At 49.8% G+C, this 24176-nt stretch carries 23 protein-coding genes; 4 read left to right on the forward strand and 19 right to left on the reverse strand.

The window, feature by feature from the left end:
- Positions 1 to 412: 412 nt before the first annotated feature.
- The 5 genes from J2I47_RS21820 to J2I47_RS21840 form a co-directional block, all read right to left on the reverse strand.
- Entirely contained in the window at positions 413 to 1111 is a 699-nt protein-coding gene (locus tag J2I47_RS21820; RefSeq protein ID WP_207366745.1) for a PD-(D/E)XK nuclease-like domain-containing protein, read from the reverse strand.
- 81 nt (positions 1112 to 1192) lie between these two features.
- On the reverse strand, positions 1193 to 1852 hold the full coding sequence (locus J2I47_RS21825; RefSeq protein ID WP_229374862.1) for a hypothetical protein: 660 nt from the start codon (positions 1850 to 1852) through the stop codon (positions 1193 to 1195).
- Positions 1853 to 2092: 240 nt separating this feature from the next.
- Positions 2093 to 2806 (reverse strand): hypothetical protein, encoded by a 714-nt coding sequence (locus J2I47_RS21830; RefSeq protein ID WP_207366746.1) that lies wholly within the window; start codon positions 2804 to 2806, stop codon positions 2093 to 2095.
- Positions 2807 to 2859: 53 nt separating this feature from the next.
- On the reverse strand, positions 2860 to 5613 hold the full coding sequence (locus J2I47_RS21835; RefSeq protein WP_207366747.1) for a toprim domain-containing protein: 2754 nt from the start codon (positions 5611 to 5613) through the stop codon (positions 2860 to 2862).
- 13 nt (positions 5614 to 5626) lie between these two features.
- Complete coding sequence (locus J2I47_RS21840) at positions 5627 to 5923, reverse strand: hypothetical protein (protein WP_207366748.1); 297 nt, start codon at positions 5921 to 5923, stop codon at positions 5627 to 5629.
- Positions 5924 to 6621: 698 nt separating this feature from the next.
- Here J2I47_RS21840 and J2I47_RS21845 point away from each other — a divergent pair.
- Both J2I47_RS21845 and J2I47_RS21850 read left to right on the forward strand, forming a co-directional pair.
- Positions 6622 to 7089: a M23 family metallopeptidase gene (locus J2I47_RS21845; protein ID WP_229374863.1), complete on the forward strand. Its 468-nt coding sequence runs from the start codon at positions 6622 to 6624 to the stop codon at positions 7087 to 7089.
- A gap of 23 nt (positions 7090 to 7112) precedes the next feature.
- Positions 7113 to 9284: a YWFCY domain-containing protein gene (locus J2I47_RS21850; RefSeq protein WP_229374864.1), complete on the forward strand. Its 2172-nt coding sequence runs from the start codon at positions 7113 to 7115 to the stop codon at positions 9282 to 9284.
- Between the two features lie 421 nt (positions 9285 to 9705).
- Here the strand turns inward: J2I47_RS21850 and J2I47_RS21855 are convergent, their stop codons facing one another.
- A complete protein-coding gene (locus tag J2I47_RS21855) occupies positions 9706 to 10704 on the reverse strand; it encodes a DUF932 domain-containing protein (RefSeq protein WP_207366751.1) in 999 nt (332 codons plus the stop codon).
- A gap of 240 nt (positions 10705 to 10944) precedes the next feature.
- Between J2I47_RS21855 and J2I47_RS21860 the strand changes: the two genes are divergently transcribed.
- A complete protein-coding gene (locus J2I47_RS21860; protein ID WP_207366752.1) occupies positions 10945 to 11184 on the forward strand; it encodes a hypothetical protein in 240 nt (79 codons plus the stop codon).
- A 24-nt stretch (positions 11185 to 11208) separates the two neighbouring features.
- Here the strand turns inward: J2I47_RS21860 and J2I47_RS21865 are convergent, their stop codons facing one another.
- From J2I47_RS21865 to J2I47_RS21905, 9 genes are all read right to left on the reverse strand, one after another.
- Entirely contained in the window at positions 11209 to 11526 is a 318-nt protein-coding gene (locus J2I47_RS21865) for a hypothetical protein (RefSeq protein WP_129606049.1), read from the reverse strand.
- A 29-nt stretch (positions 11527 to 11555) separates the two neighbouring features.
- A complete protein-coding gene (locus J2I47_RS21870; protein WP_207366753.1) occupies positions 11556 to 11840 on the reverse strand; it encodes a hypothetical protein in 285 nt (94 codons plus the stop codon).
- A gap of 210 nt (positions 11841 to 12050) precedes the next feature.
- Positions 12051 to 12347, reverse strand: a complete 297-nt coding sequence (locus J2I47_RS21875) for a helix-turn-helix domain-containing protein (RefSeq protein ID WP_129606053.1) — start codon at positions 12345 to 12347, stop codon at positions 12051 to 12053.
- 116 nt (positions 12348 to 12463) lie between these two features.
- Positions 12464 to 12955 (reverse strand): hypothetical protein, encoded by a 492-nt coding sequence (locus J2I47_RS21880; protein WP_207366754.1) that lies wholly within the window; start codon positions 12953 to 12955, stop codon positions 12464 to 12466.
- A 144-nt stretch (positions 12956 to 13099) separates the two neighbouring features.
- Positions 13100 to 16216 carry a lantibiotic dehydratase gene (locus J2I47_RS21885; protein ID WP_207366755.1) on the reverse strand — a complete coding sequence of 1039 codons (3117 nt, stop codon included), beginning with the start codon at positions 16214 to 16216 and terminating at the stop codon, positions 13100 to 13102.
- Between the two features lie 234 nt (positions 16217 to 16450).
- On the reverse strand, positions 16451 to 17188 hold the full coding sequence (locus tag J2I47_RS21890) for a LytR/AlgR family response regulator transcription factor (protein WP_207366756.1): 738 nt from the start codon (positions 17186 to 17188) through the stop codon (positions 16451 to 16453).
- Positions 17157 to 18410 (reverse strand): sensor histidine kinase, encoded by a 1254-nt coding sequence (locus tag J2I47_RS21895; protein WP_229374865.1) that lies wholly within the window; start codon positions 18408 to 18410, stop codon positions 17157 to 17159. Before J2I47_RS21895 ends, J2I47_RS21890 begins: the two co-directional genes overlap by 32 nt.
- A gap of 28 nt (positions 18411 to 18438) precedes the next feature.
- The gene (locus tag J2I47_RS21900; protein WP_207366757.1) at positions 18439 to 18894 is read right to left on the reverse strand and encodes a hypothetical protein; all 456 of its coding nucleotides are present in this window, start codon (positions 18892 to 18894) and stop codon (positions 18439 to 18441) included.
- Between the two features lie 151 nt (positions 18895 to 19045).
- Positions 19046 to 19915, reverse strand: a complete 870-nt coding sequence (locus J2I47_RS21905) for a hypothetical protein (protein ID WP_229374866.1) — start codon at positions 19913 to 19915, stop codon at positions 19046 to 19048.
- A gap of 649 nt (positions 19916 to 20564) precedes the next feature.
- On the opposite strand from J2I47_RS21905, the gene J2I47_RS21910 reads away from it, so the two are divergent.
- Complete coding sequence (locus J2I47_RS21910) at positions 20565 to 21572, forward strand: replication initiation protein (protein ID WP_207366758.1); 1008 nt, start codon at positions 20565 to 20567, stop codon at positions 21570 to 21572.
- On the opposite strand, the gene J2I47_RS21915 is transcribed toward J2I47_RS21910, so the two are convergent.
- The 4 genes from J2I47_RS21915 to J2I47_RS21930 are packed head-to-tail and all read right to left on the reverse strand — an operon-like array spanning position 21542 to position 24172.
- Entirely contained in the window at positions 21542 to 22759 is a 1218-nt protein-coding gene (locus J2I47_RS21915; RefSeq protein ID WP_207366759.1) for a tyrosine-type recombinase/integrase, read from the reverse strand. The genes J2I47_RS21910 and J2I47_RS21915 overlap by 31 nt on opposite strands.
- An 8-nt stretch (positions 22760 to 22767) precedes the next feature.
- Positions 22768 to 23100, reverse strand: coding sequence for a hypothetical protein (locus J2I47_RS21920; protein ID WP_207366760.1), 333 nt, complete (start codon positions 23098 to 23100; stop codon positions 22768 to 22770).
- A 10-nt stretch (positions 23101 to 23110) separates the two neighbouring features.
- The gene (locus tag J2I47_RS21925; protein ID WP_207366761.1) at positions 23111 to 23629 is read right to left on the reverse strand and encodes a hypothetical protein; all 519 of its coding nucleotides are present in this window, start codon (positions 23627 to 23629) and stop codon (positions 23111 to 23113) included.
- A gap of 12 nt (positions 23630 to 23641) precedes the next feature.
- Entirely contained in the window at positions 23642 to 24172 is a 531-nt protein-coding gene (locus J2I47_RS21930; RefSeq protein WP_229374867.1) for a hypothetical protein, read from the reverse strand.
- Positions 24173 to 24176 lie beyond the last annotated feature (4 nt).

Below are 24176 nucleotides of genomic sequence, written 5' to 3' on the forward strand. Positions count from 1 at the left end.
TATTCAGCTATTTAAATATCTATATAGCTACTACTCAGGCTTTTACAACCCGCTTGATTCAGACCACTTTTACCAATTACCCCTTGATTCTTTTTAGCTCAGCGTATTTCGATTTCGGTGCTATATACCCGAAACTCGACTTCATGATTGGTTAGCGTAACAAACCGGTACGGCGTGTCTGTTTGTGGGCTTGCTCTTGATACCTGTGAATCACTTATAGCCCAGCCCTCCTGCCCTACCGGCAGTGTTGGCCCTACTCGTTGTGTCAACTTGACCCGCTGCCAACCTTCATCTGGTGGTGTATATAGCTGTCTATCCATGTAGCAAACTAGCTGAATAGCCCACAACGGACTATTCTTTGTAAAAAGTGAAATAGCTGAATAGTTTTTTATTCAGCTATTTCACTAATCGACTATACATATACTCGATTAGGTACGACGTTGTCAACTATCGCGTTCCTGTATCTTGGCGTGCTCGCTGCCGCAGTTGCCCAAGACGAGGGCTGAAACGATGACTTCGCCAGGAGAGCCAACAACCGTTTGTATCGTTCACGTCCCTGTTCTATAAACGCATTACCCATTGCGTCGGCGGTTGGTTCAAAATAAAATACCTGAAACGGAGCCGTTTTCTGCACACCAAGCAAGACGAACCGTTTAGCATTAAGTCCGTCCAGATAGAAGGCCGTTTGCCGGTCGTATTGATACAATTCGCAGCATTCTAAAAACTGCTGGTACGTGCGGGCGCGGGTCGTTTTGATGTCTACTATCAGGCCGTGCCGTAGCCGAAGATCTGTTTGACATTTGCAGAGCAACCCGGTTTCCGGGTCGCGGAACAGGTGCGGCTGTTCTTTCTGACCCCATTGCAACGCCCACCGGCCAAAGCGGGTGGCTCGCACAGCCGTAGCCATTTTGGTTAATCGCTCCCGGTCAATGTCAGCGGGAATTGGTCGCCCGCAACGCGGTTCCAAAACCAATTGATGAAATGCCGATCCCTCAGCATAGGCAGCGACGGGGGTTTTATTAGGCGTTGCCGTAAGAAACCGCTCAAACTCGGTTAAGTCTGAATTAGAGATAGCGGGATAGGCACGATAAGTTGCGGGCTGAAATAGCATGATAGACGGATAGCTAATTAAGGAGATAAAAAATTATTTGGGTAGCCGACTATTTAAATAGTCGGCTACCCAAATAAAAAACTATACGGTTATTACCTCGGCCTCTTGTACAGCCTGTTCAGTAGACTCACCAACAGGCAGCGCGATTGAGTCTGTAGCTGGCAGGGCGAAAGTTTCGGAGAAGCTGAGGTAGTTGGCCGTTTGCTTCAACGTATCGCGCCGGTAGATCGGACAATCAGCCGCGTACTCGGCCAATGCCTGCACCGTTTGCGGATCGGCGAGGGTGTAGCTGAATCGCCCGATGAACCATGATTTCGTCGGGTCATTTTTGCTCGTCACTTTTTCCGGGCGAACCGTCAGCACCACATCACAGAGCGTTTTTGGCTCGTTACCTTCGTAAAGAAGCTTTTTAAAGATGCCACGCAACTCGGCAAGCGTGGTGCCATTGAACATGATGCTTGATACGCAGTTGAGCGCGTCGATAAAGAACAGTTCTGCCCAGGGTTCGCGGGTGCGATTGAATAGTCCGTCCTCAAACACACGGAACACAAACGGCTGAAACGAAAACTCTTTTACTGCTTTGCCATTACTATCCAGTACAACCGTGTCACCGTCGATATTGAACTGCCCGGTTTGGGAGTTGTAGCGGTACTGTTTTGGGTCGCCCTCGATGTAGCGGAAGCGGTTAGCAATGATAACTTCACCTTGCGTGTTGGTAATTTCATGCTGGTACGATTTCATAATCGGTATAGCGAAAAAAGGAGTTAACTAGTCTGGGCTTCACCGGCCAGACGTTCCGGTTTCAACACTATAAAGATAGCTGTATATTTGGCTATTTTCAAGACAACCAATTGATAATCAGTGTTTTGTGAACCCAATCTGATTCTGCTCCTTTTGAGATACCCCTTGATTCCTAGCGAACTATTCTATTATAAAAAATACTATATAGGTGAATAGTTAGCTATCTTTTTATTCAACTAATCAGTTCTTACTACGCTTGGGTGAAGCCAGTAATTCCTGTTCGCGTTGTTGCAGCAAGTAGCGTTGACGGCGGGTATCGAGTATGCCTTCGAGTCGGTTCAGTTCATGTTGAAAGGAAGGCGATTCGGCAAGCGTATCAGCCTCGGCAAGCAACTTCCGCAAAATCGGTGAACCATCCAGGGTTGCCTTGGCCGCTACGTAGCGATGTTGCCAGTAGCCAGCGGCAAACCTATCCCGCTCGTGAGCGGCCTGTAACCAACCATAGAACAGACCACCCATAGCCAGTCCGGCCAACACCACTCCAGCAGTCAGATAGCGTACCAGTCGAAGCAACGACTGCCCAGGCTGCTCGACCTTAACCAGCTTGGGGACGAGTTTCTCCAAACAAGCTTCCACGGTCGGGATGAGCTGATCCGAGAGCTGCGGAAGCCAATTGGTGAGCCGTTGCACTAATTCGGTACGTTGCTGCTCACCGGCATCTTGCAGGGCAGAAACCAGCGCGCCAATCAAGTGGGGATCGAAAAGCGGAGCATCCGGGGTGGTGGCCAATTCGGGTTGAGGGGGCACGGGTAGGAGAGGAGTTGACGGTTGGGGCGATTGCTTCCAGTAGGGATTAGTTGGGTAGGTCTGACCAGAGTTTGGCTGGGTAGGCAGCGGTCGTTGCTGACCGATCATGTCCTGTTCGGGGTGAGTAGGAGAGGGGGCTGGATTCATGGACAAAAATTTCCCTGCCGACCCGTTTCACCGGTCGGCAGGGGAGAATACAGTTAGAGTGTGGTTCGATAGGCCCGGACGGCTTCAGCAGCCGGTTCTGCCGTTGTTTGCTTCGCGGTCTGCTCTGATTTCAACTCAGTATGGGGCCGGATCGTAGGCGGTGCGCCGACTTTTAGCGGACTGGAATCCGGCAGCGGTTCACCCTGCCGATTCTGGAGTACGTCGTTAAGATCTTTCTGCTGCCGGGTGGGGCGTACCACCTGGTACAATGCCTGACCCTGCCGTTGATTGATTTCATCCGATAACATCGTCAGGGCCTTAACAAGTAAACGACCATCGTTGGGGAAGTGAATACGGGTGCGAGTCACGGCCTGATTTTGTTGTGAATCGAGCAACGTCTCGCGCTGAAACTCCTGCACCTTATTCTCTTTATCATTCGCGTCGCCATTGTAATGAAACTGCTTCGTGAAGCGGTTCATCTCGTCGAGAAATCGCCCTAAAAACGCTTCATTACGCTGTTGAGCCTCGCCGGGTCCGGTTGTGCCGGGCGTGAGGGGTTGGCGGAGTTCAAGGTCAAGCTTGTTGACACCCGAATACAGGTCTTTCTCGAGCTTGGCATCTTTGTGCAGTTGCAGTCGGTTGTCAAACTCATTCCCGGAGATCATGGCTCGCTCCCGCGCGAACCGGAATTCATTACCCACCTTGCCGGTCATGTACTCCGACTGTGCCAGCTTCGATATGTCGTTAGGCAAGGGCACACCGAAAGCTTTGGCATACGTAAAGGCCGGAATCACCGACTGCACCATCTCGACCGACACCTTCACATAATCGTTGGGCATGATTTCCTTAAAACGAGCCTGGTGGTTAATCGCCAGTTTATGACCTTCCGACAACGTACCGTCAGCAACATCGAACCGTTTCAGTACGTCGCTAAACGTTTTGACTTCCGGGTCGAAGGCAAATTTTGGCCCCAGTACGTTCGCCAGTGGGTTAGGAGGGAGGTTTGGTCCCGAATAGGCAATCTCCGGTTTAACGCGCAGGGCCGGATCAGCCGCCGGATGAGTCAGGCCGAGGTAGTTGATAGCAAACCGCAGGCCGGCATTATCCCCATCCTGCGCGATGACAAACTGGGCTTCCGGGTTGCGGTCGAGTACCTTTTGGATGAACCCCATCTGTCGGCTTCCTGGTTGGCCACCCGTTGCCATGTAGAACCGTCGTTCGCCTTCCGCTTCGGGATTCAGTTGTTTGAACGATAGCGCGTCGATGGCTGATTCGGCCACCAAAATTCGTTGCGCCTGCACTTCCTTAAAGGCGTTTCGGGCCGACTCAATTGGTAATTGAACCTGCCGGGCAACGCCTTCTTCCACGAAATCGAATGAGATCGTATCAGCGCGGGGTCGGTGAACCGTACCGATGGTCCCGACAGGTAAGTCATTGCGGCCATGCATGGCCAAGGGCATGGTTAATTCGTAAAACCGGTTCGAATGCCACATGGCCTCACCCCGCTCGCCCGATGGAAACGACTTAAATCGCTCATTACGAATATCCATCGATACCAGATGCCCGTCCTGCGCGTACATGGGGAAGGCCGTGTTGTGATAGGTCGCGCCTTTGTCGGAGGTATACGAGATGTTCTTGATGCGACCGTCAAACTCCGGCGAAAACAGTACGTCATTGTGCAGTGACCGCCCTTCGAGGTAGCGCGTATCGGTCAGGGGTGCAATGGTGTATCGACTGTGCAGGTCTTTCTCGCGGAGTTTGGTGTCGATGAGCGCGTCTTTCACTTGCTTCAGCGGGGCCGTAACGGTTTTTTGCAGCGTGTAGTCGGCTGAAGCCATAATGCGATCAACAGCTTTGAACACGTTGCGGTAGATACCGTTCTCGACCCGTTCCAGAAACTTGATCACGTCGCCCCGCCAGCCGCGCTGATCGTTCATGTCCACGAACATCTTCTGACCGTACTTGTCGCCGGTGTACACGGCCAGTCGTTCCTTCGCGTTCTTCTCGCCCCGTTCGTAGATAAGCCACTCGTCGCTCGGTTTCGATTTCTTGGTGTCGAGTTGAAACCCGTAGTCTTGCAATACTACCTCCAGATCAAGATCGCGCTTAATGGCCTCGAAATCACGCACCAGCTTTTCGGTACGTGGTTTGGTGGTGGTATCACCCTCTGTCGTTTTCGCGTCAGTGGGCTGATTGGGTTTGGTGGCTTTGGAAACCTCGGTTTCCTCCTTCATACCGGTTGACGCAGTACGTTGAGTGCCGTTGGGCGACAAGTCAATTCGCCTGTCGTCGGCGTATTTCTCCAGCGTCTGGACATTCCACGCCTTATGATAAGCCGTCGACTCGCGGACATTCTGGTAGAGGTCCGGCACGGCCAACTGACGATAGGCGACGGACCCATCCAATTTGCCCCGGTTGGTGATTAGCGCGGCCCGGTTCGTTTGGGCGCGGGTGAACAAGTCGCCAAAGTCATTGGCCTGGAAGCCATTGATGGCCGGGTACAGGCCCACCCGTTGTGGGCCATCACCGAGGGTAAGCATCTTTTTCGGTTGCGGATTGTCAGTCAGGTCAGGGTTCGTCCGGGTCAGGACGCGGGGGCCGTACATCGCCTGGATGGCTGTATCGAGTCGTTCGAAATTGGCGCGGGTCGGCTCGATCCAGAGTTGCACATTCCCAATGGCACGGGCCGGGTCGATGGCATTCATAGCGTAGTCGCCAAACGCCAGGTAACGTACCCCCGCTTTGTTGAGGTGGCGCAGAATGGCCAACTGCTCACGGGTAGCGCGGTTTTGGGCTTTCTGTTTCATACGTTGCGCTGGGTTAGTTCGGTTGGTCAGGTACGTTCAACTCGAAGCCGCCGAGGGTCGGTTCGTGTATCCGGTGGAGATCCCCGGCCAAGACGGTTAGATCATGCTGAAGTTCTGTGAAGGCCAAAAACAAGCGTTCCCGCTCGTCGGGGGTGAGTACCTGCCAGAGATCAGGGTCGTTGACGGCGGCATTGAGTACGGTTATGGGTGGGTCGCCGGGTTCTTCGCCGTCACCAATGAAAAGGGGCTGAATCGCCTGGTGAATGCGGTCGCGGCCCCATTGTTCTTCAAGGGAAGTCAGATAAAGCATACGTCAGAATTAAAGCGTTGGCTTGGGGACTACGGCCAGTTCGTCGACTGGCCTGTTGTGCTGGACAGGGTCAATCCCACGGGCTGAATGATCGGCTGCAGCGGGCAACAACGTCAGCGATAGGGTAGGAGAGTGGGTCTCCGCTGATACAGTTTGTTGAATCAAGACCGGGCTGATCGAATGCACTATCTGCTGGTGAATGTCTGTCAACATCGGGTGCCAGATCATTGCGCTGGCCTGTACAACTCCGGTAGTTTGGTTCACAGGACTTTCAAATGAAGGTCTGAATAGGTGTATAAGTCGGTTAGCCTGTGCATCACTGAGTTCAATCGGTTCTCCGTTGCTCTTATTCATTGCTTTTGTTTAATATTTTATCTAAAACTAGGTAATATTTTAAATATCCAATTGATACACGGCTTATTTTTGTCTTGTGGAAGCGAACGCATATAATGATAGTACACCCTCTATTTTGGCTAAACTGGCTGGTACTGAGCTGTTGCTTAGAAGTTACCCCCTCACTAAAGGCAAGAGATCAGAGTCAAGATTCAATAGCTCAACGATGCCCGATAGCTGGACGAACAGAGAGATTTGACGCTGTACCAATTTCGAGTGACCCATTCAGCCGGGCGTGGATAGCCACGGCATTACCAGACCAGATTACAGCTCAGTTCGTCGCGCTGTTCTGGCAATCGCCTGCATTGGCGCAAACTATCCCCTGCCTGCCACCCCTCGGCGACTGGTCGGGCAACTACATCTCATCAGGGTTTGGCTGGCGAAACCATCCGATGCTTCGCACCGTCCGACACCATGACGGTATCGACATTGCCGGTCCGCATCAGTACGTGCGTGCAGCCGCAATGGGTCAAGTGAGTACGGTCGGCTACAGCAAAACCTTGGGCCACTTCGTCTGCATCGACCACCTGAACTCGTATCGTACCGTCTATGGCCACCTTTCGCTGACGTTGGTGCGGGTAGGCCAGACATTGCAAATTGGTGAAACGCTGGGTATCACGGGTCAGTCGGGCCGGGCCACGGGCGTGCATCTCCATTACAGCATTACGAAACAGAACGTACCTGTCGATCCGGTGCCATACCTCACGCTGGCAATGGATGTGGTACGTACCTATCAGCAACAGGCCCGCCGACAGACCGGGTCTAATCCTTAACTTATTTTATTACTATGCCGGAAATGACCAGCAAAGAACGCGAGGGCCATACCCAGACCGTTGAGTTATTTATTATCGCTGCCGTAGGGATGCTATTGCTCCATTGCCTGTGGTTTTGTCATGAGCTTATTGAGCCGGCTATTTGGCTACGTAGCTATCTATATAGTTTTTTATCCACGCTTAACAATCGGCTGGGCCTGTTCCGAAATCCGTTCACTAGTAAAGCGTTTGTGCTGTTGTTGCTCTTCCTGTACGCCATCGGCTCGAAAGGCAAGATTGATCCGGGCATTGGGCGGCATCAGGTACTGCGGCACACGGGCGCAGGCCTGCTGCTGTTTCTGGGTTCGATACCGCTGTTGTATGCTAAAGCACTCGTGGCTCCACTGGCAGTCGATATACTGTATATTGGCCTAACGGTAGGCGGTACCATGCAATTAATCAAAGGAGGGCAGTACCTGTCGCGCATCCTCTTTACGCGGTCGCCGAACGATATTTTCAACGATACCAACGAAGAGTTTCCGCAGAACGAAACCTTCGTGCAGAATGAGTTCTCGATCCATTTTCAAACGCAGTATTTCTTCAAAGGCCAATGGCGGCAGGGGCTGATTAATATCGTGAATCCATTCCGCTCCAACATGGTGCTGGGTTTGCAGGGGTCGGGGAAAACCTTTGCCGTGCTGATTCAGGCACTTTGGCAAAGTCTTTACAAAGGCTATACGGCTTACGTCTATGATTTCAAATTTCCTGACCTGACGGAAGAAGCCTACAACGCCTATCGCAAGACCCTGGCCGAGAACACCTACGCCTGGACACCCGCCGATCAATTGGCCGAGCGCAAACGAAACCGACAACCGCTGATTCCAAAGTTCTACGTCCTGAATTTCGACGACATCGAGTTTTCGCACCGCTGCAACCCCATCCACGCCGACGGTATGACCGACGTGATGGATGCCTATGAAGCCGCCCAAACAGTGATGCTCAACTTGAACAAAACCTGGGCGCAGAAACAGGGGGAATTCTTCCCGGAGTCGGCGATCAATTTTCTAACATCGGTATTCTGGTACCTGCGGACGGTCAGCCTGAAGTATCGTGCGCTATTGGAAGCAGAACGGGCCAAACCCGAATCGGCGCAAGACCCGGATCGGCTGGCGGCTTACCAGAGGTTGGCCAACTGCTGCACCTTCCCGCATACGCTGGAATTCACGAACCGACGCTACGACGAAACGTTCGCCTTGATGGAACGATACCCCGAAGTAGAAATCTACGTGCGGCCCTTCATCGATGCCCGCGACGGTGGGGCGATGGAGCAGTTGGAAGGGCAAATCTCGTCGGTACGTATCCCGATGGCTCGGCTCTCCTCCCCAACGTTATACTGGGTCATGACAGGCCACGATTTCTCGCTCGACATCAACAATCCCAATGATCCTAAAATCCTGTGCACCGGTAACAACCCTGACCGGACAGCCATTTACGGGACGGCCTTCTCGCTCTACACGGCCCGGCTGATGAAATCGGTAAATCGGAAAGGCCGACTTAAATCGGCCCTGTTCTGGGACGAGCTACCAACGATGTTCCTCAAAGGTCTCGATATGCTGATCGCAACGGCCCGCTCGAATAAGGTCGCCACTTGGTTGGGTATTCAAGATTTCGAGCAGCTCACGCGGGACTACGGCGAGAAAGAAGCAAAGGTGATTATGAACCTCGGAGCCAACGTGTTTTCAGGTACGGTGGTCTATGAGACCGCCGAGAAACTGTCGCGCCGATTCGGCAAAACGAACCAGGCCAAAGAGTCGATTACCTACTCAAAGAACGACACCACAATCAACGTATCGCAGCAACTAACCGAGATGATTCCAGCGGCTAAAATCTCCCGGCTCAAACAGGGGGAGTTCGTCGGGCAATTCGTTGATAACTTCGGCGAAGAACTGGACCTGAAAACCTTTAAGTGCCTGATCAGTGTAGACAGTGAGCAGCTAAAAAAGCCTCACAAATTGCCCCCCATGCTCGACCTTGACGGCATCATTCGTGACGTATACGGTGGTAATCCAGGTACGTTAACGCCTACCGAACGACAGCACTACAAAACCCAGTTGCTTCAGGATAACTACCGGCGGGTAAAAGAAGACATTCAGCTACTGGTCGATTATGAGGTGGCTGAGTTTGGGATTGTGTTTAAGGAGAGAAAAGCAACGTAGTCTGCTCGGTAAGCTTACCTATTTAACTTATAGTTTAGTTGCAAAAGAGTGCTACAGTAACCTGAACGGGATGAGCAGCAGGAGGGGAGTTTAGTCGCTGTTCTATATGCCTTATCATGTCGTTCGTACCTTGACGGTACCCGTACTGTTGTCCCCATATAAACCCAGTCGCAGTTCATAAAGCAATCAGCACGATCATAAGTAGGAGTCGTCTACGTGCGTAGTTTGGTATCTTTTCAGGCATCATAGTTATTTTAAAAAAGTGAGCCCTTCGTAAGAAAGTCCCGACGTTGGTTCATAAACACTCTTATGTTGTATGGTCATTTCAAATAATAAATTGGTTCTTCGCACTTTGTGTAAAGCTTACAAAAATACCCCTTTGTTCCTTTCTGACTGCCTTTAAGGGCAGTCAGCTTACTTGTTACAAAACGTAGTTTGCTGCGATAGCGTGGAATGCCTTCTCATCGAGGGCGTAGCGGGCGGGTAAGTTCAGCCCGGTGTTGCCATTGAATAGGGCGTGGTTCACTCCGTTGTACAATAGCCAGGCATTTGGCCCCGTACCCAAAACGCTTTCTTCAATAGCCATGCGCTCCATTGCAGCATCAACCAGCTTTTGCGAGATACCCACTTTACGAACTAGTTTAGCGGCTTCTTGTCGGTCGGTTACGGCTGTGTCATGCATTAGTTTAAAGACCTCGTGCGTGGGGCTGGGAGCCTGCTGTGCGTACTGCATAAAATTGCGCAGGAAATTGACAAGGAACGCCTTAAACTGATTAAGGTTAATACCTCGGTGCGTAAAGATGTGCTGATAGGCCCGGAGCGTTTCCGCGCTTTCGTACACCCATTCCAGCCCCTTCACCTTAGCTTTCTCCGGTGTTTGACCCGTTACGAGCCAATCGAGGTACTGGTCAAGGCTAATAAATTCATCCGCCCAACCCATCATGCCGTTAGAGCAAATTTGCCGGTAGTAAGCAACGCGTACTTTTTGCTGTCGTACCCGCTTCATCTCTGTACCCTGGATGGTGAACTGCGACTTACCCGTGTACGAATTAGTAAACGTTAATTGCCGCTGAATGATGTCGTTGGGGCCAACGGTCGTTTCGTCGGGCAGTAGTACGTTGATAGCGTATTCGCCGTTTCGGCTATAGCGGATATGAACCGGCTGCTCTATTCCGGCCACCTCCGTTACAGCATCGCGGATAATGGTATTCGGAACGAGCGAGTACCGGGGCGACTGCGCGGCAAAAACCTGCCGTTCCTCGTTTGGCATTGTGCCGACTATGAAGTGTTGCCGGTCGGTCGGAACCATCCGGTAGGGTTCGGGCAGCACGTCGCGGGCGGGAACGGACTTAACCGGGAAACAGATGGTATCCCATGACGTAGTGGTAAGCAGTTGGTTGTTAACATTGGCCTTTTTCATGGCGATCAGCAAGTAAAGAGTTTGAAAATCCGGCCTGTCTTTCAGGCCTTTTGCTGATATAAAAATAGCTAATTCAATAGATCATAACTAATTGAAAAACAGGTATATATGTCTTTATAGCCCACTACTGTTCACTGATTTTTCCAATACCCCTTGATTATTTTCAGCGCACGAATACCCCTTTTGCAAAAGGGGTATTCGTATTAAAGGTATTTTTGCTAACTGTCGATCAGAATCGTTATGGAATCGCCCCAATCTGTGTTTTTTATCGAAGGCCAAGCGGACCCGGAGAAGCACCTGCAACAAACCGTCCAGCTCATGATCGACGCGGAAGCCTGGATCAGCATCACGCTGAAGCAACACCCTATCAAAGGGCTTGAAGTGGACGTTAAATCGGCCAACCTAAGTGGCGAGCAACTGAACCAGATACTACAATTTGCGGTCAGTGCTACCAGCGGCCCGCCGACACCTCAGAATTAGCCAATTAACTATCCTGTTTACAGCTCAGGCATACACGCGAGCCAATGAGAGCCGTAAACCCGTCATGCGCTCAATAGTGGCGTGTAGGTCACTGGCTTCGACCTGCTCCATGACGACTTCTGTGATCGTCTGCTTTGTTTCAGTCGAAAATGTTAATTGATATAGATCTTCGCCGATGTCGTAACGTACCTGAACAGAGTTGAACTTAGAATTGGCTATGCGCCATTGCAGTACGTTCGATGCGTTGTCAAACGTGATGTTTTTGGCTCCCATCATAAAGAAGGCCATTCGACCAATCTGGTCGTAGAGGGTTTGCAGATAAGGGTTCATCGTCTTTGCCATTGCGGTACTTTATATTGGGTTATACACTGTTAGTTCTGGTCATAGGTACGTTGCATACAAGCCATTCGCCGGGATAAATACAGTTGAAACAGGGTAGCTTCAATAGCCTTGCCCACGAGCCAATGGGCAACGTCGGGCGAACACATTTGAGTCGGGTTTTCCAAATCAGCTTCAGCGATGCTCTCCCATATCGGGAAATCATCGGCGGGGTTACTAAACACAAATCCGTGCTGCCGGGCAGTGGCGCCAAGGTCGCGGTTAATTCGGCTGTCGATGGCTAACCGGATGCGGGCGGGGCTGATAAAGCAATGCATAAAAGGCCGTTGAGTCAGCGTATTATCTATTGCCTCGCGCTGAACTCAATATAAATTTACAGCCTAATATTATATTTTAAAATACTGATAGTCAGTGTTTTATGCTTTCAAATCCTCTTGATTACTACGTAGCTTGCTTTTCGATTCCCCTTGATTTATACATAAAAAAACCCGCTTACGGGCGGGTGAAACAACCAATTGCAATTTGTATTATTCAGTCATAGGCTGCGGTTTGGGTTCAACATCTTTAGCGGCTTGCTGCTGTTCAATCCAAGCGCGCTTGTAAACCGCGTAACATAGACTGAATACCTGTTCTGGGGGAAGCTCAAGAAACATAGCCAGTTCGTCAACTTCGTTGATGGTGATGTTGCGAAGATTGTTTTGCCTGGTTTTGTACCAGTTGTTGTACGACATCTTCATCACCTCGGCAATTTTTGCCTGTTTTATGCCTCGGAAATCAATGAGGCCAACGATGTCTTCGTACAGTAATTTGGGTTTCTCTTCCATTTTTTGCTGAGATAATAGCGTCAAGACATATGATGAATTCGGATGTATTGACGCTGTAATTTCAGCAAAAAATGGAATATCTCCTAACAACACTGTAAATTTTATTGACTTTTTGTTTAATTTTTTATCTGACTGTTTTCGACTACTGGGAAACCGTATTTCCGTAGCAGGTCGCAGAATCCCTTTGTGTAGGACAGTTTCCCCCCATTAACCGCCTGCACCATAGTCATCAGATCGACAATGGTGTCCGCACTTGCGCAGTAACCAGCCAAGTCTGCATTGAAGGCGTGAATGACCTTGCCCAGATCTGGCTGATCGAAATAGACAATCGGAGCAAACCAGCTATGCTTTTCCCGCATGATCCGAATCTCGATCAACTCTTCGTGCGAAAGCTGACTACTATCGAAGAGAACAATCAAGCGACTTCGACATAATGTAGAACGTAACGTAGCGGCTTGTCGAAACGCTGGCCAATCGGCTGCTATTTTGATAAGACACCCTGCCCGCTTCTCGGTTAAAGTGGTGGGAGATCTCTCGATTTGACGTTGTTGGATGGAAGGCCCTACAAACCAGATTTCTTTTGATGAAATTGAAAAGAGCGTACACATACGGCGGATATGTGGCGATTTAAAGGACTTCTGGGTCCAGCCACATATCAAAAAAAGAGGTTGAAGCGGATGGCTCCAACCTCTTTTCGATCAACCTAAATCCATATTCGGCCAATCCATAAAGGGGCATTTATGTTCGGTGAACTACGTTGGCAAACGTAACATCTGACTGCTTTGCCTGGCTTGCTCAGAAGCGTACCGCCTAGCTAAAAAGTGGTACACTACACCTTCACTCAACCGCTGATCGCTGCTGAAAAACCGATTGAAATGCATATGCAACAGTGACGCGATGAAATCTACTTCAGGTAGTTGCGCGGTCGATTCTGCGGCACGTACCGCTCGTAGTTGGCCAATGAGGTGATTCATTTCCGAAGGCATGACCTGCAATCGTGTTCTGTATGCTTCTTCGCGACACAAACAGCGCGTATGCCACACCCGATACTGTTCGTTCAGTTGTTTTCTCATCGCAGGGTTGTGGCCGTGTTCGGCAAGGAACCGTTCTTGAAGGGTGTTCATCAACCTTTCTTTCTGCATGAGTGTAAAGCCAAACCCACCCAGCATCTGATCGGCCTGCTGACAGGCTACCCACCAATGCTCGTCCTCCTCCAGCTCATCTCGCCGGATGATCCAGTCAATAATCCATTGGCTATCAAGGCCAAATAGCTGTTCGCACTGTTCGATGGTTGTTGTTCCGTACCGCTCTACTTCCCGTTCATACGTATCAATCTGCACCGATTGAACCCGGTCCTGATCGATCCATCCTTGCAGACTTGCCATTAAGGTGGCCAATACTCGGGCATTCGTTTCAGGCTGGCCAAAAAACCGAAGTCGGAGGTGTGGTTCCGGGTCGTAGTAACGAACGAAAAACCATTGTTGAATATGCCCCTGCCCAATGGCTTCGTCCGTGAACGGAGCTATGACACTCGTCAATAGTTCGTCAGCCGTTTGCTCTCCCACGTACACTTTTACATACAACCACTCACTGCCTGGTAGAAACGTGCGCTGGACAGTTTGGGTAGGCTCAGTAAACGGTGATTGTCGATGGGGGAGGGGAGCAGCGGTTTGCTTGAACGGTATCACCAGCTCCCCCGTAAACCGCCCGCCTTCGCCCATCAGCCAGCATGCTTCCGGCGTGGCCAGCCACTCTACAAGACGTACCGTTTTGCGTTTTCGCAATTCCGTAAACAGAATTTGCCGGCACGGTGCTACGGTCAAGTCGAGCAATAATTCGTTGTCAGCTTCTGCCAGAGCAACGTACCGGGGTAGCGTCAACGATTGTTGTACTTGATCGACCATCGCGTTGGCAGAAACCCAGTTTGTTTGCCAGTTGAGTTGCCATTGAGCACGGGCCACAACGATGTTCTGGTACGTTAGCCGGGGTAGGGCCGGTTGATCAGCCAGCGCTCCCCACGACCAACGCAGATGCAGTGACTCATCCTGATGGCTCAGATCGCTCAGGAAACGGTAGATGTCGTCGGAACCGAGATAGTTGTGAGCCGTCGTGTTGCGGGGTAACACGCGTTTGTCGTGTTTCTTAGACCACAGTTCAACAGTTTTGCCGTCAGGCACCCGAATCCACAAATCCGACAACGATAGTATATGGTCGTCACCGACCCCGCCAGGCGTTAGATACGGGATTTCATACGCCCGCAGGCTTGGCCGACACACCACATTGCCAACCCGGCCCGTGGGCAAATGCACGATTTCCGCCAGTAAACAATCCGGGTATTGTTTGGCTTCCCAATTGGTTAGTTCCTGCACCTGTCGTGTTAGCGCATCATCCAGCGTGCTAAAACGAGTCATCAGTGAAGCGGCAGTCGGGCCGGTCGCGCTTTTCAAGACAAATTGAAACTGACCGTTGTCGATAGCTTCAGTATCCACTCCGAGCAAATCACCCAGAACGGCCCAGCTTCGTGCCGTTGTCGACCCAGGCGTTTGCTCTTTTGCTAATTGGGTTAGTTCGGCATCCGTGATCGTCTGCGCTAGTTGCCCGGTTTGGAGAAAGTCCGTCAGTTTTGCTAGTCGGAAGGCATCAAGCCGATCAGAGACGGGCCTTTTTGGGGTGCTTGCCGGGATAGTAAGTTGCTGAAGTAAGGCTGAATGCCCTGATGCACCCGCCAATCCCTTCGGACCGTATCCGATCCCAGATTCGTGGTCCAAGGCCACCAGCAACGGTTTGGGTTCACTACCGTACCGGACAAAGAAACGCCGGGCAAACGTACCTAATGCTTCCGGTACGTAGTGTGTTCGAAGCGGCATCAGCCGGGTAAGCTGCTGGTTAATTTTCTCAACTACTGGTTCATCGACGGTAACGGTTGCCGATAGACGTATCATATCCGTTTGCAGCACGTCGCCGGGCAGATCGTCTTCGCCCAACATGGCCCGCATCTGTTTGTCAAGGTTTACCAGTTCGGCTACCGACAAGTCAGGCTGACACAACCTACCCTGTAACGTGGTTAATGACTGGACAACGGAACTGGCAGCAGGAATTGACCGCAGCCGTTTCAGTACTTGCTCGAACGCAAGTGGCCCTGTTACACCCGGCTCCAGCTCAGTGATGAGTACGTGTTCGTTGATCAACGCATCGACGTACGTAGCGGCCTCCTCTTCGGTGTCATCTGTGCATTGCTGAACCATCTCGATCAATGCCCGAGCCGTTACGCCCTTGGGTATCTGCTTTACGTGGTTCAGCAGGGCCTCAAGCAGTTCGTCACGCTCAACGGAATTGATATAGAAAGAACGTTGCCCGTCGATTAGTCGATAGGCGGAGTACCGGTATTGCCCCCCCAGTTGATACAGGCTATTATTGAGACAATATCGAAGCTCACTCTGTATTGCCCGATGCTGCTCCAATGACGCTATCAGCCTAGTCAGCCAGGCCATATCGGGCCGGGTACGTAGCGTACTATTGCCTGATACAAGGACACCTGAAGTCTGGTCAGAAAGGAAAATGGAACTCACTCCAGCGAACAATCCAAATGGCGTACATCGGCTGCTCATGCGAACAACGTACCGCCACAAAGCCAACCGGGCCGCTTCAGAGGGGATACATCCTGGATTATTCCGCCAATCCTGCCATACCTGATGCAAAGCTGGCGATGCTATGTACAGGGCTTTTTCTGCCAGTGGCTGTTCCAACCACCAACGGAGAGCATCGTCGCCGAAATCAGCCAGGTGTTCCCACTGGGTGATCAGTTGATCAATCGAAAATAACGGAGAGCGCAGCAGTGCGAACCGGTAAGGCTGTGGCAAAGCGTTCATTCAGATAAAGCGCAAAGCAAAAGGCCGTCAGCTTGAGAGTTGACGGCCTTCGCAATTAGAGGGTGAAGATGATGGTTAGATCAATCGTCGTTGGGTACTTAATTGGCCGGGGGTTCGTTTGCGGCATTCGTGAGCCAATTGATTTACTCTTCAGGCGGTTTGCTTTGTTAGCAGTCATTGCATTAATGATTAATTGATGAAACAGATTTATTAAAAAAACAGGTACTCGCTTCGTTAAAGACCACTCCGAATCATACTGCCGACAACACCCCGGTACGTCGAGCCAACCCGAACGGTGTGGCCGTTTTGCATTTCAATCTGCTTACCGTTGGTTTGGCGAATTTTGGCCGTGTTGACAATGAAGGACCGATTCACCCGGACGAATAGAGGAGTGGGTAATAGTTTTTCCAATGCCGATACTCGCTGATGGCTTACCACCACCTGCTCAGGCAGTTGAATTTTTACGTAGTCGCTCATGGCTTCGATCAGGATAATGTCTTGACACGAAACATTAATGAGTTTGTTGCCGTCTTTCACCGATAATTGCCCTGTTGGGCTAACTGTTGGGTAGGCCAAAGAGGGTGCAGCCGGAAGTTCATCCGCAGCCTGCATTCGCTCCTGTACTTTCGTGATCGCTCGCACGAATCGACTGAATGTGATGGGTTTCAGGAGAAAATCCACCACATTATTTTCGAATCCTTCAAAAGCAAATTCCTGATAACCAGAGGTTACTACTACCCAAGGGGCTTTACCAGGTAAGCTTTTCAGCAACTCGTAGCCGTTCATGCGCGGCAGGTTTATGTCCAGTAATAGCAAATCGGGTTTTAGGTTTGTGTATAACTCAATAGCTTGAAGCGCGTTACCGGCAACCCCTACTACATCCAGCATAGGAAGTTGGGCCGTGTGGTCGAGGATGAGTTCCTGTGCCAGCGGTTCGTCGTCAACAAGAAGACATCGTATGGGCTTTGTCATGGTACATTGTGGTGTCTTTATTCCCCTTGAGTGGGATCGCTAACCGGACCGCAAACTGATCGGGTTGTTCAGCCAAGACGAGTTCGTAAGTATGTTGAGGGAACAGTAACGCCAGCCGCCGTTTGACATTTTGCAGACCAATCCCTCCATCTGGTGTCGTTTGCTTTGGGGTATCCGTTCGGTTGTTGACAACGGTCAGGGTTAGCCAACCCGACTCGTTAAGTTCTGTTGTCAGCGCGATCCGAACCCATCCATCACTGTAAACAGCGTTCAGGCCGTGTTTAAATGCATTCTCGATAAACGTTACCAGTAGCAGGGGAGGGATCTTCCAGTTGGCCATCTCAGGCTCTATCGCTGGTAATTGACACGTAATCACACCGGGCTTATTATGGCGGATACGTTCCATATCGATGTACCCGTAGATGAACTCCAACTCGTCAGTTAGGGGTACAAAATCTTGTCCTGTTCGGTACAAAGTGTAACGCATCAACGTCGAGAGATTTGCCAATGTATCGGCAGCTCGGTTGTCTTTTCGGTAGATGAGCGCGTAGATGTTGTTAAAGGCATTCAACAGAAAATGCGGGTTGATCTGTTGTCGTAGAAACAGCAGGTCTTTCATCACATTCTCTTTCTCTAAGGCCAGATTATCTACTTCCAGGCGACGACGTTCCTGTTCGATGGCCAGCCGGGCCTGATTTCGAGCGTATCCATCCCGCACTGCTTTGATCAATAGTGGAGAGATTACATAGGAGATAAACTGCCCGTATATGAAAAAGAGAATAACCGGGTTAAACAGATAGGCGTACCAGGGTGCGGTCATAAATAGCTCAACCCGCCGTTCGAGGTACATAGGTAATGCGGTAAAGTGTGTTTGCGCATAGCTTAACAGCACGTATGTATTGATGCACAAACACCCGTAGTACAGTAACAGCACCCCGATCAAACGCACCCCTCGCTTCCAGGTTGGTACCGACTCGTAGAGGACATAAGGCATCGCACAGTAGCCAAGTGCAGCAAACGACAGCACTGTCGTCAGAAACTGATGCGTGTTGACAATGTGTAGCAACGTGGAATTGGGCTTATCTTGAAAGGCGCGCACAAACTGACTGTACGTGACGGCGAACATGATTCCCCAATACACTATGTGGCAGACAATACGACCCCAAGTAACAGGACGTTGAAAAGGCATGACAATCCCACTGTCGTTCTGAAGCGAAGACATAGACGGTTACAGAAAATGAGATTATTGCTTAATTAGCCCTCTTTACCTTGAGGAGATCGACGAGTAATGTAGCCTTGGCTCCAATCTCCATATTTTTCCGACCAGGAGAAGCGGTAGCGCGAACCAGTACCTGCTTCACATTCTGACCCTTATCAGGCGTTGCTTGGCTGTAAATGCTCCAAATGCGGTTTGGTCCTTCAATCCAGCTTGCTGAACTTTCTGCGCCTTCTATCGGAAAGGCTTCTTGTAGGTCGAGACGATGCCCAACATACGTGTATCCGTTAGGAATTGTTACCGTCTTTTCAACAATTACGGTTGGCCGTCCGTCCTTGTTTTCAGCGTAAATCGGGACAGTAATGGTTGAATCAGGCAGTGGGTGTCCTGATGGGAATTGACCCGGATAGGTACTAAATGGATATGTACTTAAAACGGTGGAAGCATAGATACCTGCTGCCACCACCAGTTCATAAACTGACGAAAGCATAACTCAATATTACGGGTTATTAATTGTCTATTAATTAGGTAGATTCGATAGTTTAACGTCAATTGAGCGTCAAATAGTGCGAATAATATTTAATTTTTTATCTGTTTTTAGATATTTCTGACTATCAGTGTGTTAGGCTCACTGGTTTTTGTTAGTCAAACAACGTCGGCGTATTGGTAGGAATTGATGTCGTCGCCGGTGAGGCAATACCTTTTTCAAACGCTTCAAGAGAGTCCTCTGGCCTTGGTCGGGCATACAGTTGCTGCTTACCTGCCTGACTAACAATCGAAAAATTATTCAGGAAGTTTTCGATCTCCTTATGCTGATGCGGGTGTTCCCGATGAATCTCCCGAACATCAATGAAAATGATGTTGTACCGGGGTTGCGTAATGACTCCCTGCTTGTCCCGTTGCGGATTTAGTAGATGCTGCTGCCCGTTTTCATATTCTTGCTCCCCATTGGGTGATCGGTACTTATAATTCAGAGTTACGTAGTGATAATCACGTTGGTAGTTCGATACGGCTAAGTCATACTCATCAAGGTGCTCAAGTACCTGTTGCCAAGTTTGAATTTCTTGCTGCATAAATCCAACCTGTCCTTTTCCGTCCGACAATGCGGCCCCTGACAACTGATCGACTTTGTCTAACAGAATCTCTCGTTTGACGATGAGTTCATTGATGTAGTTCGTAATCCGAACGATCTTGTCCTCTCTGGGTAAATCAGCGTTTTTTAATACCCAATACCGATGCTTTTTGAAAAACGTCAATCGGACAGCCGGCTTATCAAAATTCACTAACTTGATGGTTCGGCAATCAAAGTCTGCATAGTCAGCAAAGAGTGACTGGAGCCGCCCATCAACAAAATGGATAATACCGGTTCCATTCCATTCGCCTTCAATGTCCCACTCGTTACGATCAGGATGCAACTTATCAACGGCGTTCATCAGACGAGTCAGTCCCCGCAGTTTCAGAGCGTAATCTTCAGGGGTATAGCTTTTGCGTTTGCGGGATGCCTTCTCCATTGTGAATGAATTTTAGCAAATATAATAAAAATAGTCTAAGTTTCCTTTAAAAGGAAACTTAGTACTCCCTTTGCCAATCTATCCGTTGATTTTCTACTATTTTTTGATCGCTGATTTTAGCGTAACCTCTCGATGCCGCCTTCAAAATCAAAAGTTGTTTATTTTTTATTGTTCTGAGATTGATAATAGTAGGTGTGGATAAACGATTGCTAAACGGTTGATTATCAATAATCAGCAATGTGGATAAGTACCCCTTCGGCAATAGATCAGAGTAGTTAGGCAATGGTTCAGAGTAGTTAGGCAATAAAAAAGAGTTAACATTTAGGCTTAAAGGCAAGGCATTAGAGTAGCACAGGCAATAAGTTAGAGTAAGATGGGCAATGAATTAGAGTAGTTAGGCAATAGATTAGAGTAAATCATACAGTTGTTCGCCATCTCAAGGTGGATTATGAAGTCAGGCAATAAAAAAACGGCAAAAACCTTTAAAAATTTAAATATTGTGAATTAACCTTAATATATTGATAATCAGTACATTATAAATTTAAAGGCAAGAAATTTAAGTCATAAATGGTGCTCTACAAAAGTAAATTGAGCAAACATTGTCCTGGTGGCTTTGCTTTTAACTGACGAAACTAGGTACTTTAAGTGCATGAACGATGAACTGGTGATTCGTGAACCGCTCACGCTGCTATTGGGTCGGTCTGAGTTTTCTCTGTATGAGCGACGTCTTTACTGGAATATTCTGAAGGCACTTAAGGGTGAGCAGACATTTGATGTCAAGTCATACCGGGTTGAGGATCGTCAGTTCCGCATTCACTACTCAGACGTGTTTATCGGCGAAAATTCGCACGCTCAAACCAACGTCATTCTGAAAATCTTAGACAAGGTCACTTCGCGGAAAATCAAGATATTTGACCAAGACAAGGGTAAATACACCTTCATCGTACCCATTCCCTATATTCACTACGAAGCGAACAAAGGATATTTCGATATCAATATCAACTCGGTTGTGCTCCCGTTTTTTATTGACTTGAGTAAAGGTTACTCGCAATACGAGTTGAGTGCGGCTGTATCGTTAAGTAGTGAATATTCACAAGTTCTGTTTCCACGGCTCACTCGTTTTATCGATACTGGTTTGTGGCGCGTTGATGTAACAGAGCTGCGCGAGACCATGAATGCTCAGAAGTACGTCCGTTACTCTAACTTTAAGCAGATGGTCCTGTCGAACGCTGTAGCGGAGATCAATCGGAAAACGTATCTGGATGTTCAGATCGTTGAACAGAAGGAGGGAAGGTCGGTCAAGTGGATTAACTTCATTATACGCCGTCAGGGTAACGCTAACCCTAAAGCCCGATACTACGCGTTGGTCAATAACGACTTGCAGAAAGCCAGCGAACTTTCCCTCGCCGAAAAGCAGAAGAAAGCCGCCGAGTTTTTGTACAACTATCAATTTACTGACAGCCAGAAGAAAACGATCGTACAAAACGAGCAGTACCTCAACGAGTTTTTGCGATTAGACAGCATGGTTACGCATGGGGCGGTCACGGTAGCCACGACACCCACCCGGTACATTGCGGGTATTCTTTTCAGGGATAAATCTGGCCCAAAATCTAAAAAACGGCCAAGTCAGACTGATCCAGGCATTTTTTCAAAGTAGTCGCGCTCCGTTTTTTTCTTAATGTAGAATTGGGTCGTCTCAAAGAGTTCATGACGCAGATGCCGCTGCACCCAAACCGGTTCCACACCTTTGTCGATTAACAGTTGACCCGCCGTATGGCGCAGGCTGTGCGCAGACATGCCTTTCCGCTTCAAGTCAAGGGCTTTAAAGTACTTATCAACCCGGTAGCGAATCTGGGCTGTTTCCAAATCGGGGAAAAGGGCAGCCGAGGCAGAAGCCGTCAGAGGAATGCCTTCCCCTGATTGGATATATTGCCGAAGGATAGCCGAGCAGCTATCAAAAAGCTTGATAGCTTTTTTGGTGCTCTTACCTTTCCCACGCACCTGTAGTAATCCCTTGCTAAACTCAACATCACCCAGCGTCAGGCGAGTTACTTCGACGGTACGTAGGCCCTCTATTACCAACAGGGCCACGATGGCTTTGTCAGTCAGGTCGTTAATGCTGACCAGCAAGGCATCACGCTCGGCTTCATCGAGACTGTCCTTGTAAAAACCGCGTTCGATGGTCAGTCCCCGAATTAGGGCCACGTCGCGCAGGCCGTCTGCCTGCTCATCACTTAATCCAAGTCGAGTCCGGTGTTTGATGACCCATTCGGTTAACTGCTTGATGGTCGACAAATAAAAATTGACGGTAAACGCCGAGAGACCGCGTTGCTTTAAGTCATTGACGTACTGCCCAATCGTTTGTGCGCAGTACGTGGCGTGCCGACCAGCTTCTTGCTCCTCGAAAATATAGGTAAAGAACGCATTGAGGGCTTGAGTATAGTTTTCTTTCGATTTATCACCCCGGAGGTGTGTGGCATCGGCCAGATAACCTAGGATCAACTCGTTGGCTGCCGGCGGCACTCGTCGATGTTTGGGAGGATCAGCTACGACCGTTGGACAACCCTGCGTTTGATAGAAGAGGATAAACTTCTTAACCGGCGAAACCTGATTGCCTGCTTTGCCACCTGCATAGATACGTAGGCTGCCGCCGTCGAGCGGCAGTTTGTTCTCTAAGCAATACAGTACGAACTGTCGCGCCAACCGAGGGTAGTTACCCGGTTTTTCCAACCAGGCCGTAAACTGGTTGATAAGCTGGCTCACCGTAACTCGCGCATGACCAGCCGGTCCGGCGACGATGGCCGTAGCGGGGGGATTCGTGGTTGCCGGTAGTGATCGTGCCATTGTCTGTATTAGTCCGGGATGCTCATTGCATCAACACGCTGAACTGGATAATGCCCTTTTTGGCGTGGTACAAGGTGAATGAAGCGAGATGTCGCATCCTGAATTACCTCATCCTTTCCAAACAGTAGAGCCACCTGATATCCGGTAATGTTCATCTGAACTGGCTTCCCCGGTTGTAGGGCCGTTACCAAACCCTTCTGCGTAATCGCTGGAGACAGGCTGAAATCATCTTTGTTGAGAAAAGCAGTCAGCCAATTATGTAACTCGTTCACCGACCGACACATGTCGGGGTTGATGAGCACGTCGGGCCGTTCGGTTTTGATAAAGCCAATGGTGTACATAGTGGTTTGTTTAAGAAACGGATACCTTCTGTTGCCACATTTGCGCCACGCCTACCTGGGTCTCCAAGCGGTGGCCCAAAGCGTCGACTTCAGCCACTGACGTATACTGCTGCATCTGCTGCTCACAAACTTGCCGTAACTGATCAGCCCAGGGTATGGAATGCCGTTGCAACCCATAAAACTCATTCGTCCCGTGCTGGGCCAGAATCAGGTTTAACATGGCCTTCCCAGACAAAAACCAGGCCTGCCTAATGGTGGCATCTACGCGCCAGGCGTTGTAAGGACAATCAAACGTCATCCGGCTCAACGGAAAATGGACCAATAGGTAAGGCAGGGCGTTGCGGTGAAACAGTCCAAGTTGAGCAGATTCCCGCTGCCACATCAATCGGTCGGCCTTGGCCTGCGATGAATACAGGATGATGTCCAAAAAATACGTATTTGTCAGAATCACCGGGCTGTCGGGGGCAATGCTCGGAGGTGCCGGAAAAGGTAACGGCTCGCCAACGATATAGGTGGTAATGTCGCTCAATTGAGAAGTTAGTTAGGCACGGCTGTCGCGGTTTAACAGTTGACTGATCACTGCTTCAGCCTCCGATTCTGGCAAAGAAAGAAGATAATCACCCCAGTTCGCTGTGTTACCAAATCGGAGGGCAAAGTTCTGTGGTACCGACGGCAAGGTAACATCTAACGAGGGCTGTAAACTGATACCGTGATTTTCGAAATACAGCACCAATTCGTGAAGTTGACGTACCAATAGGGGCGGTGGCCCCACTAGGGCATACCGACCATCTCGCTGGCATTCCCACAAGTAGGTAGCGTCCTCATAATGGACAATTTCCCAGTGGTGAAGCAGATAAAGTTGCCGGTAATGGGGCAAATTCAGATAGAACCGGCCAAACGCCCGTTCCTTGCTGTACCAATGCGCGCGGAAATGTTTTCGGAGTTGCTGCTCAGACGCTTCGTCAGGGTCTGTTGATACACAGGCCAACTCGGCAAAACCGTCTTCCAGCGGTAGTTGTTCAAGTTGCCGGTAACAACGGATGAAATGCAGCACGGTCTCAATTGGGATCAAGGTC

The organism is Fibrella rubiginis (genome assembly GCF_017353185.1).
In the GTDB taxonomy this organism is placed as follows: domain Bacteria; phylum Bacteroidota; class Bacteroidia; order Cytophagales; family Spirosomataceae; genus Fibrella; species Fibrella rubiginis.

Coding starts and splice junctions, on each gene's coding strand:
- J2I47_RS21865 (WP_129606049.1), bottom strand. CDS start 11,526: ATGGCAAAGACGATGAACCCTTATCTGCAAACCCTCTACGACCAGATT.
- J2I47_RS21870 (WP_207366753.1), bottom strand. CDS start 11,840: ATGCATTGCTTTATCAGCCCCGCCCGCATCCGGTTAGCCATCGACAGC.
- J2I47_RS21915 (WP_207366759.1), bottom strand. CDS start 22,759: ATGGCACGATCACTACCGGCAACCACGAATCCCCCCGCTACGGCCATC.
- J2I47_RS21895 (WP_229374865.1), bottom strand. CDS start 18,410: ATGTCTTCGCTTCAGAACGACAGTGGGATTGTCATGCCTTTTCAACGT.
- J2I47_RS21860 (WP_207366752.1), top strand. CDS start 10,945: ATGGAATCGCCCCAATCTGTGTTTTTTATCGAAGGCCAAGCGGACCCG.
- J2I47_RS21890 (WP_207366756.1), bottom strand. CDS start 17,188: ATGACAAAGCCCATACGATGTCTTCTTGTTGACGACGAACCGCTGGCA.
- J2I47_RS21825 (WP_229374862.1), bottom strand. CDS start 1,852: ATGAAATCGTACCAGCATGAAATTACCAACACGCAAGGTGAAGTTATC.
- J2I47_RS21920 (WP_207366760.1), bottom strand. CDS start 23,100: ATGTACACCATTGGCTTTATCAAAACCGAACGGCCCGACGTGCTCATC.
- J2I47_RS21880 (WP_207366754.1), bottom strand. CDS start 12,955: ATGTGTACGCTCTTTTCAATTTCATCAAAAGAAATCTGGTTTGTAGGG.
- J2I47_RS21835 (WP_207366747.1), bottom strand. CDS start 5,613: ATGAAACAGAAAGCCCAAAACCGCGCTACCCGTGAGCAGTTGGCCATT.
- J2I47_RS21850 (WP_229374864.1), top strand. CDS start 7,113: ATGACCAGCAAAGAACGCGAGGGCCATACCCAGACCGTTGAGTTATTT.
- J2I47_RS21820 (WP_207366745.1), bottom strand. CDS start 1,111: ATGCTATTTCAGCCCGCAACTTATCGTGCCTATCCCGCTATCTCTAAT.
- J2I47_RS21855 (WP_207366751.1), bottom strand. CDS start 10,704: ATGAAAAAGGCCAATGTTAACAACCAACTGCTTACCACTACGTCATGG.
- J2I47_RS21910 (WP_207366758.1), top strand. CDS start 20,565: ATGAACGATGAACTGGTGATTCGTGAACCGCTCACGCTGCTATTGGGT.
- J2I47_RS21900 (WP_207366757.1), bottom strand. CDS start 18,894: ATGCTTTCGTCAGTTTATGAACTGGTGGTGGCAGCAGGTATCTATGCT.
- J2I47_RS21875 (WP_129606053.1), bottom strand. CDS start 12,347: ATGGAAGAGAAACCCAAATTACTGTACGAAGACATCGTTGGCCTCATT.
- J2I47_RS21840 (WP_207366748.1), bottom strand. CDS start 5,923: ATGCTTTATCTGACTTCCCTTGAAGAACAATGGGGCCGCGACCGCATT.
- J2I47_RS21885 (WP_207366755.1), bottom strand. CDS start 16,216: ATGAACGCTTTGCCACAGCCTTACCGGTTCGCACTGCTGCGCTCTCCG.
- J2I47_RS21830 (WP_207366746.1), bottom strand. CDS start 2,806: ATGAATCCAGCCCCCTCTCCTACTCACCCCGAACAGGACATGATCGGT.
- J2I47_RS21905 (WP_229374866.1), bottom strand. CDS start 19,915: ATGGAGAAGGCATCCCGCAAACGCAAAAGCTATACCCCTGAAGATTAC.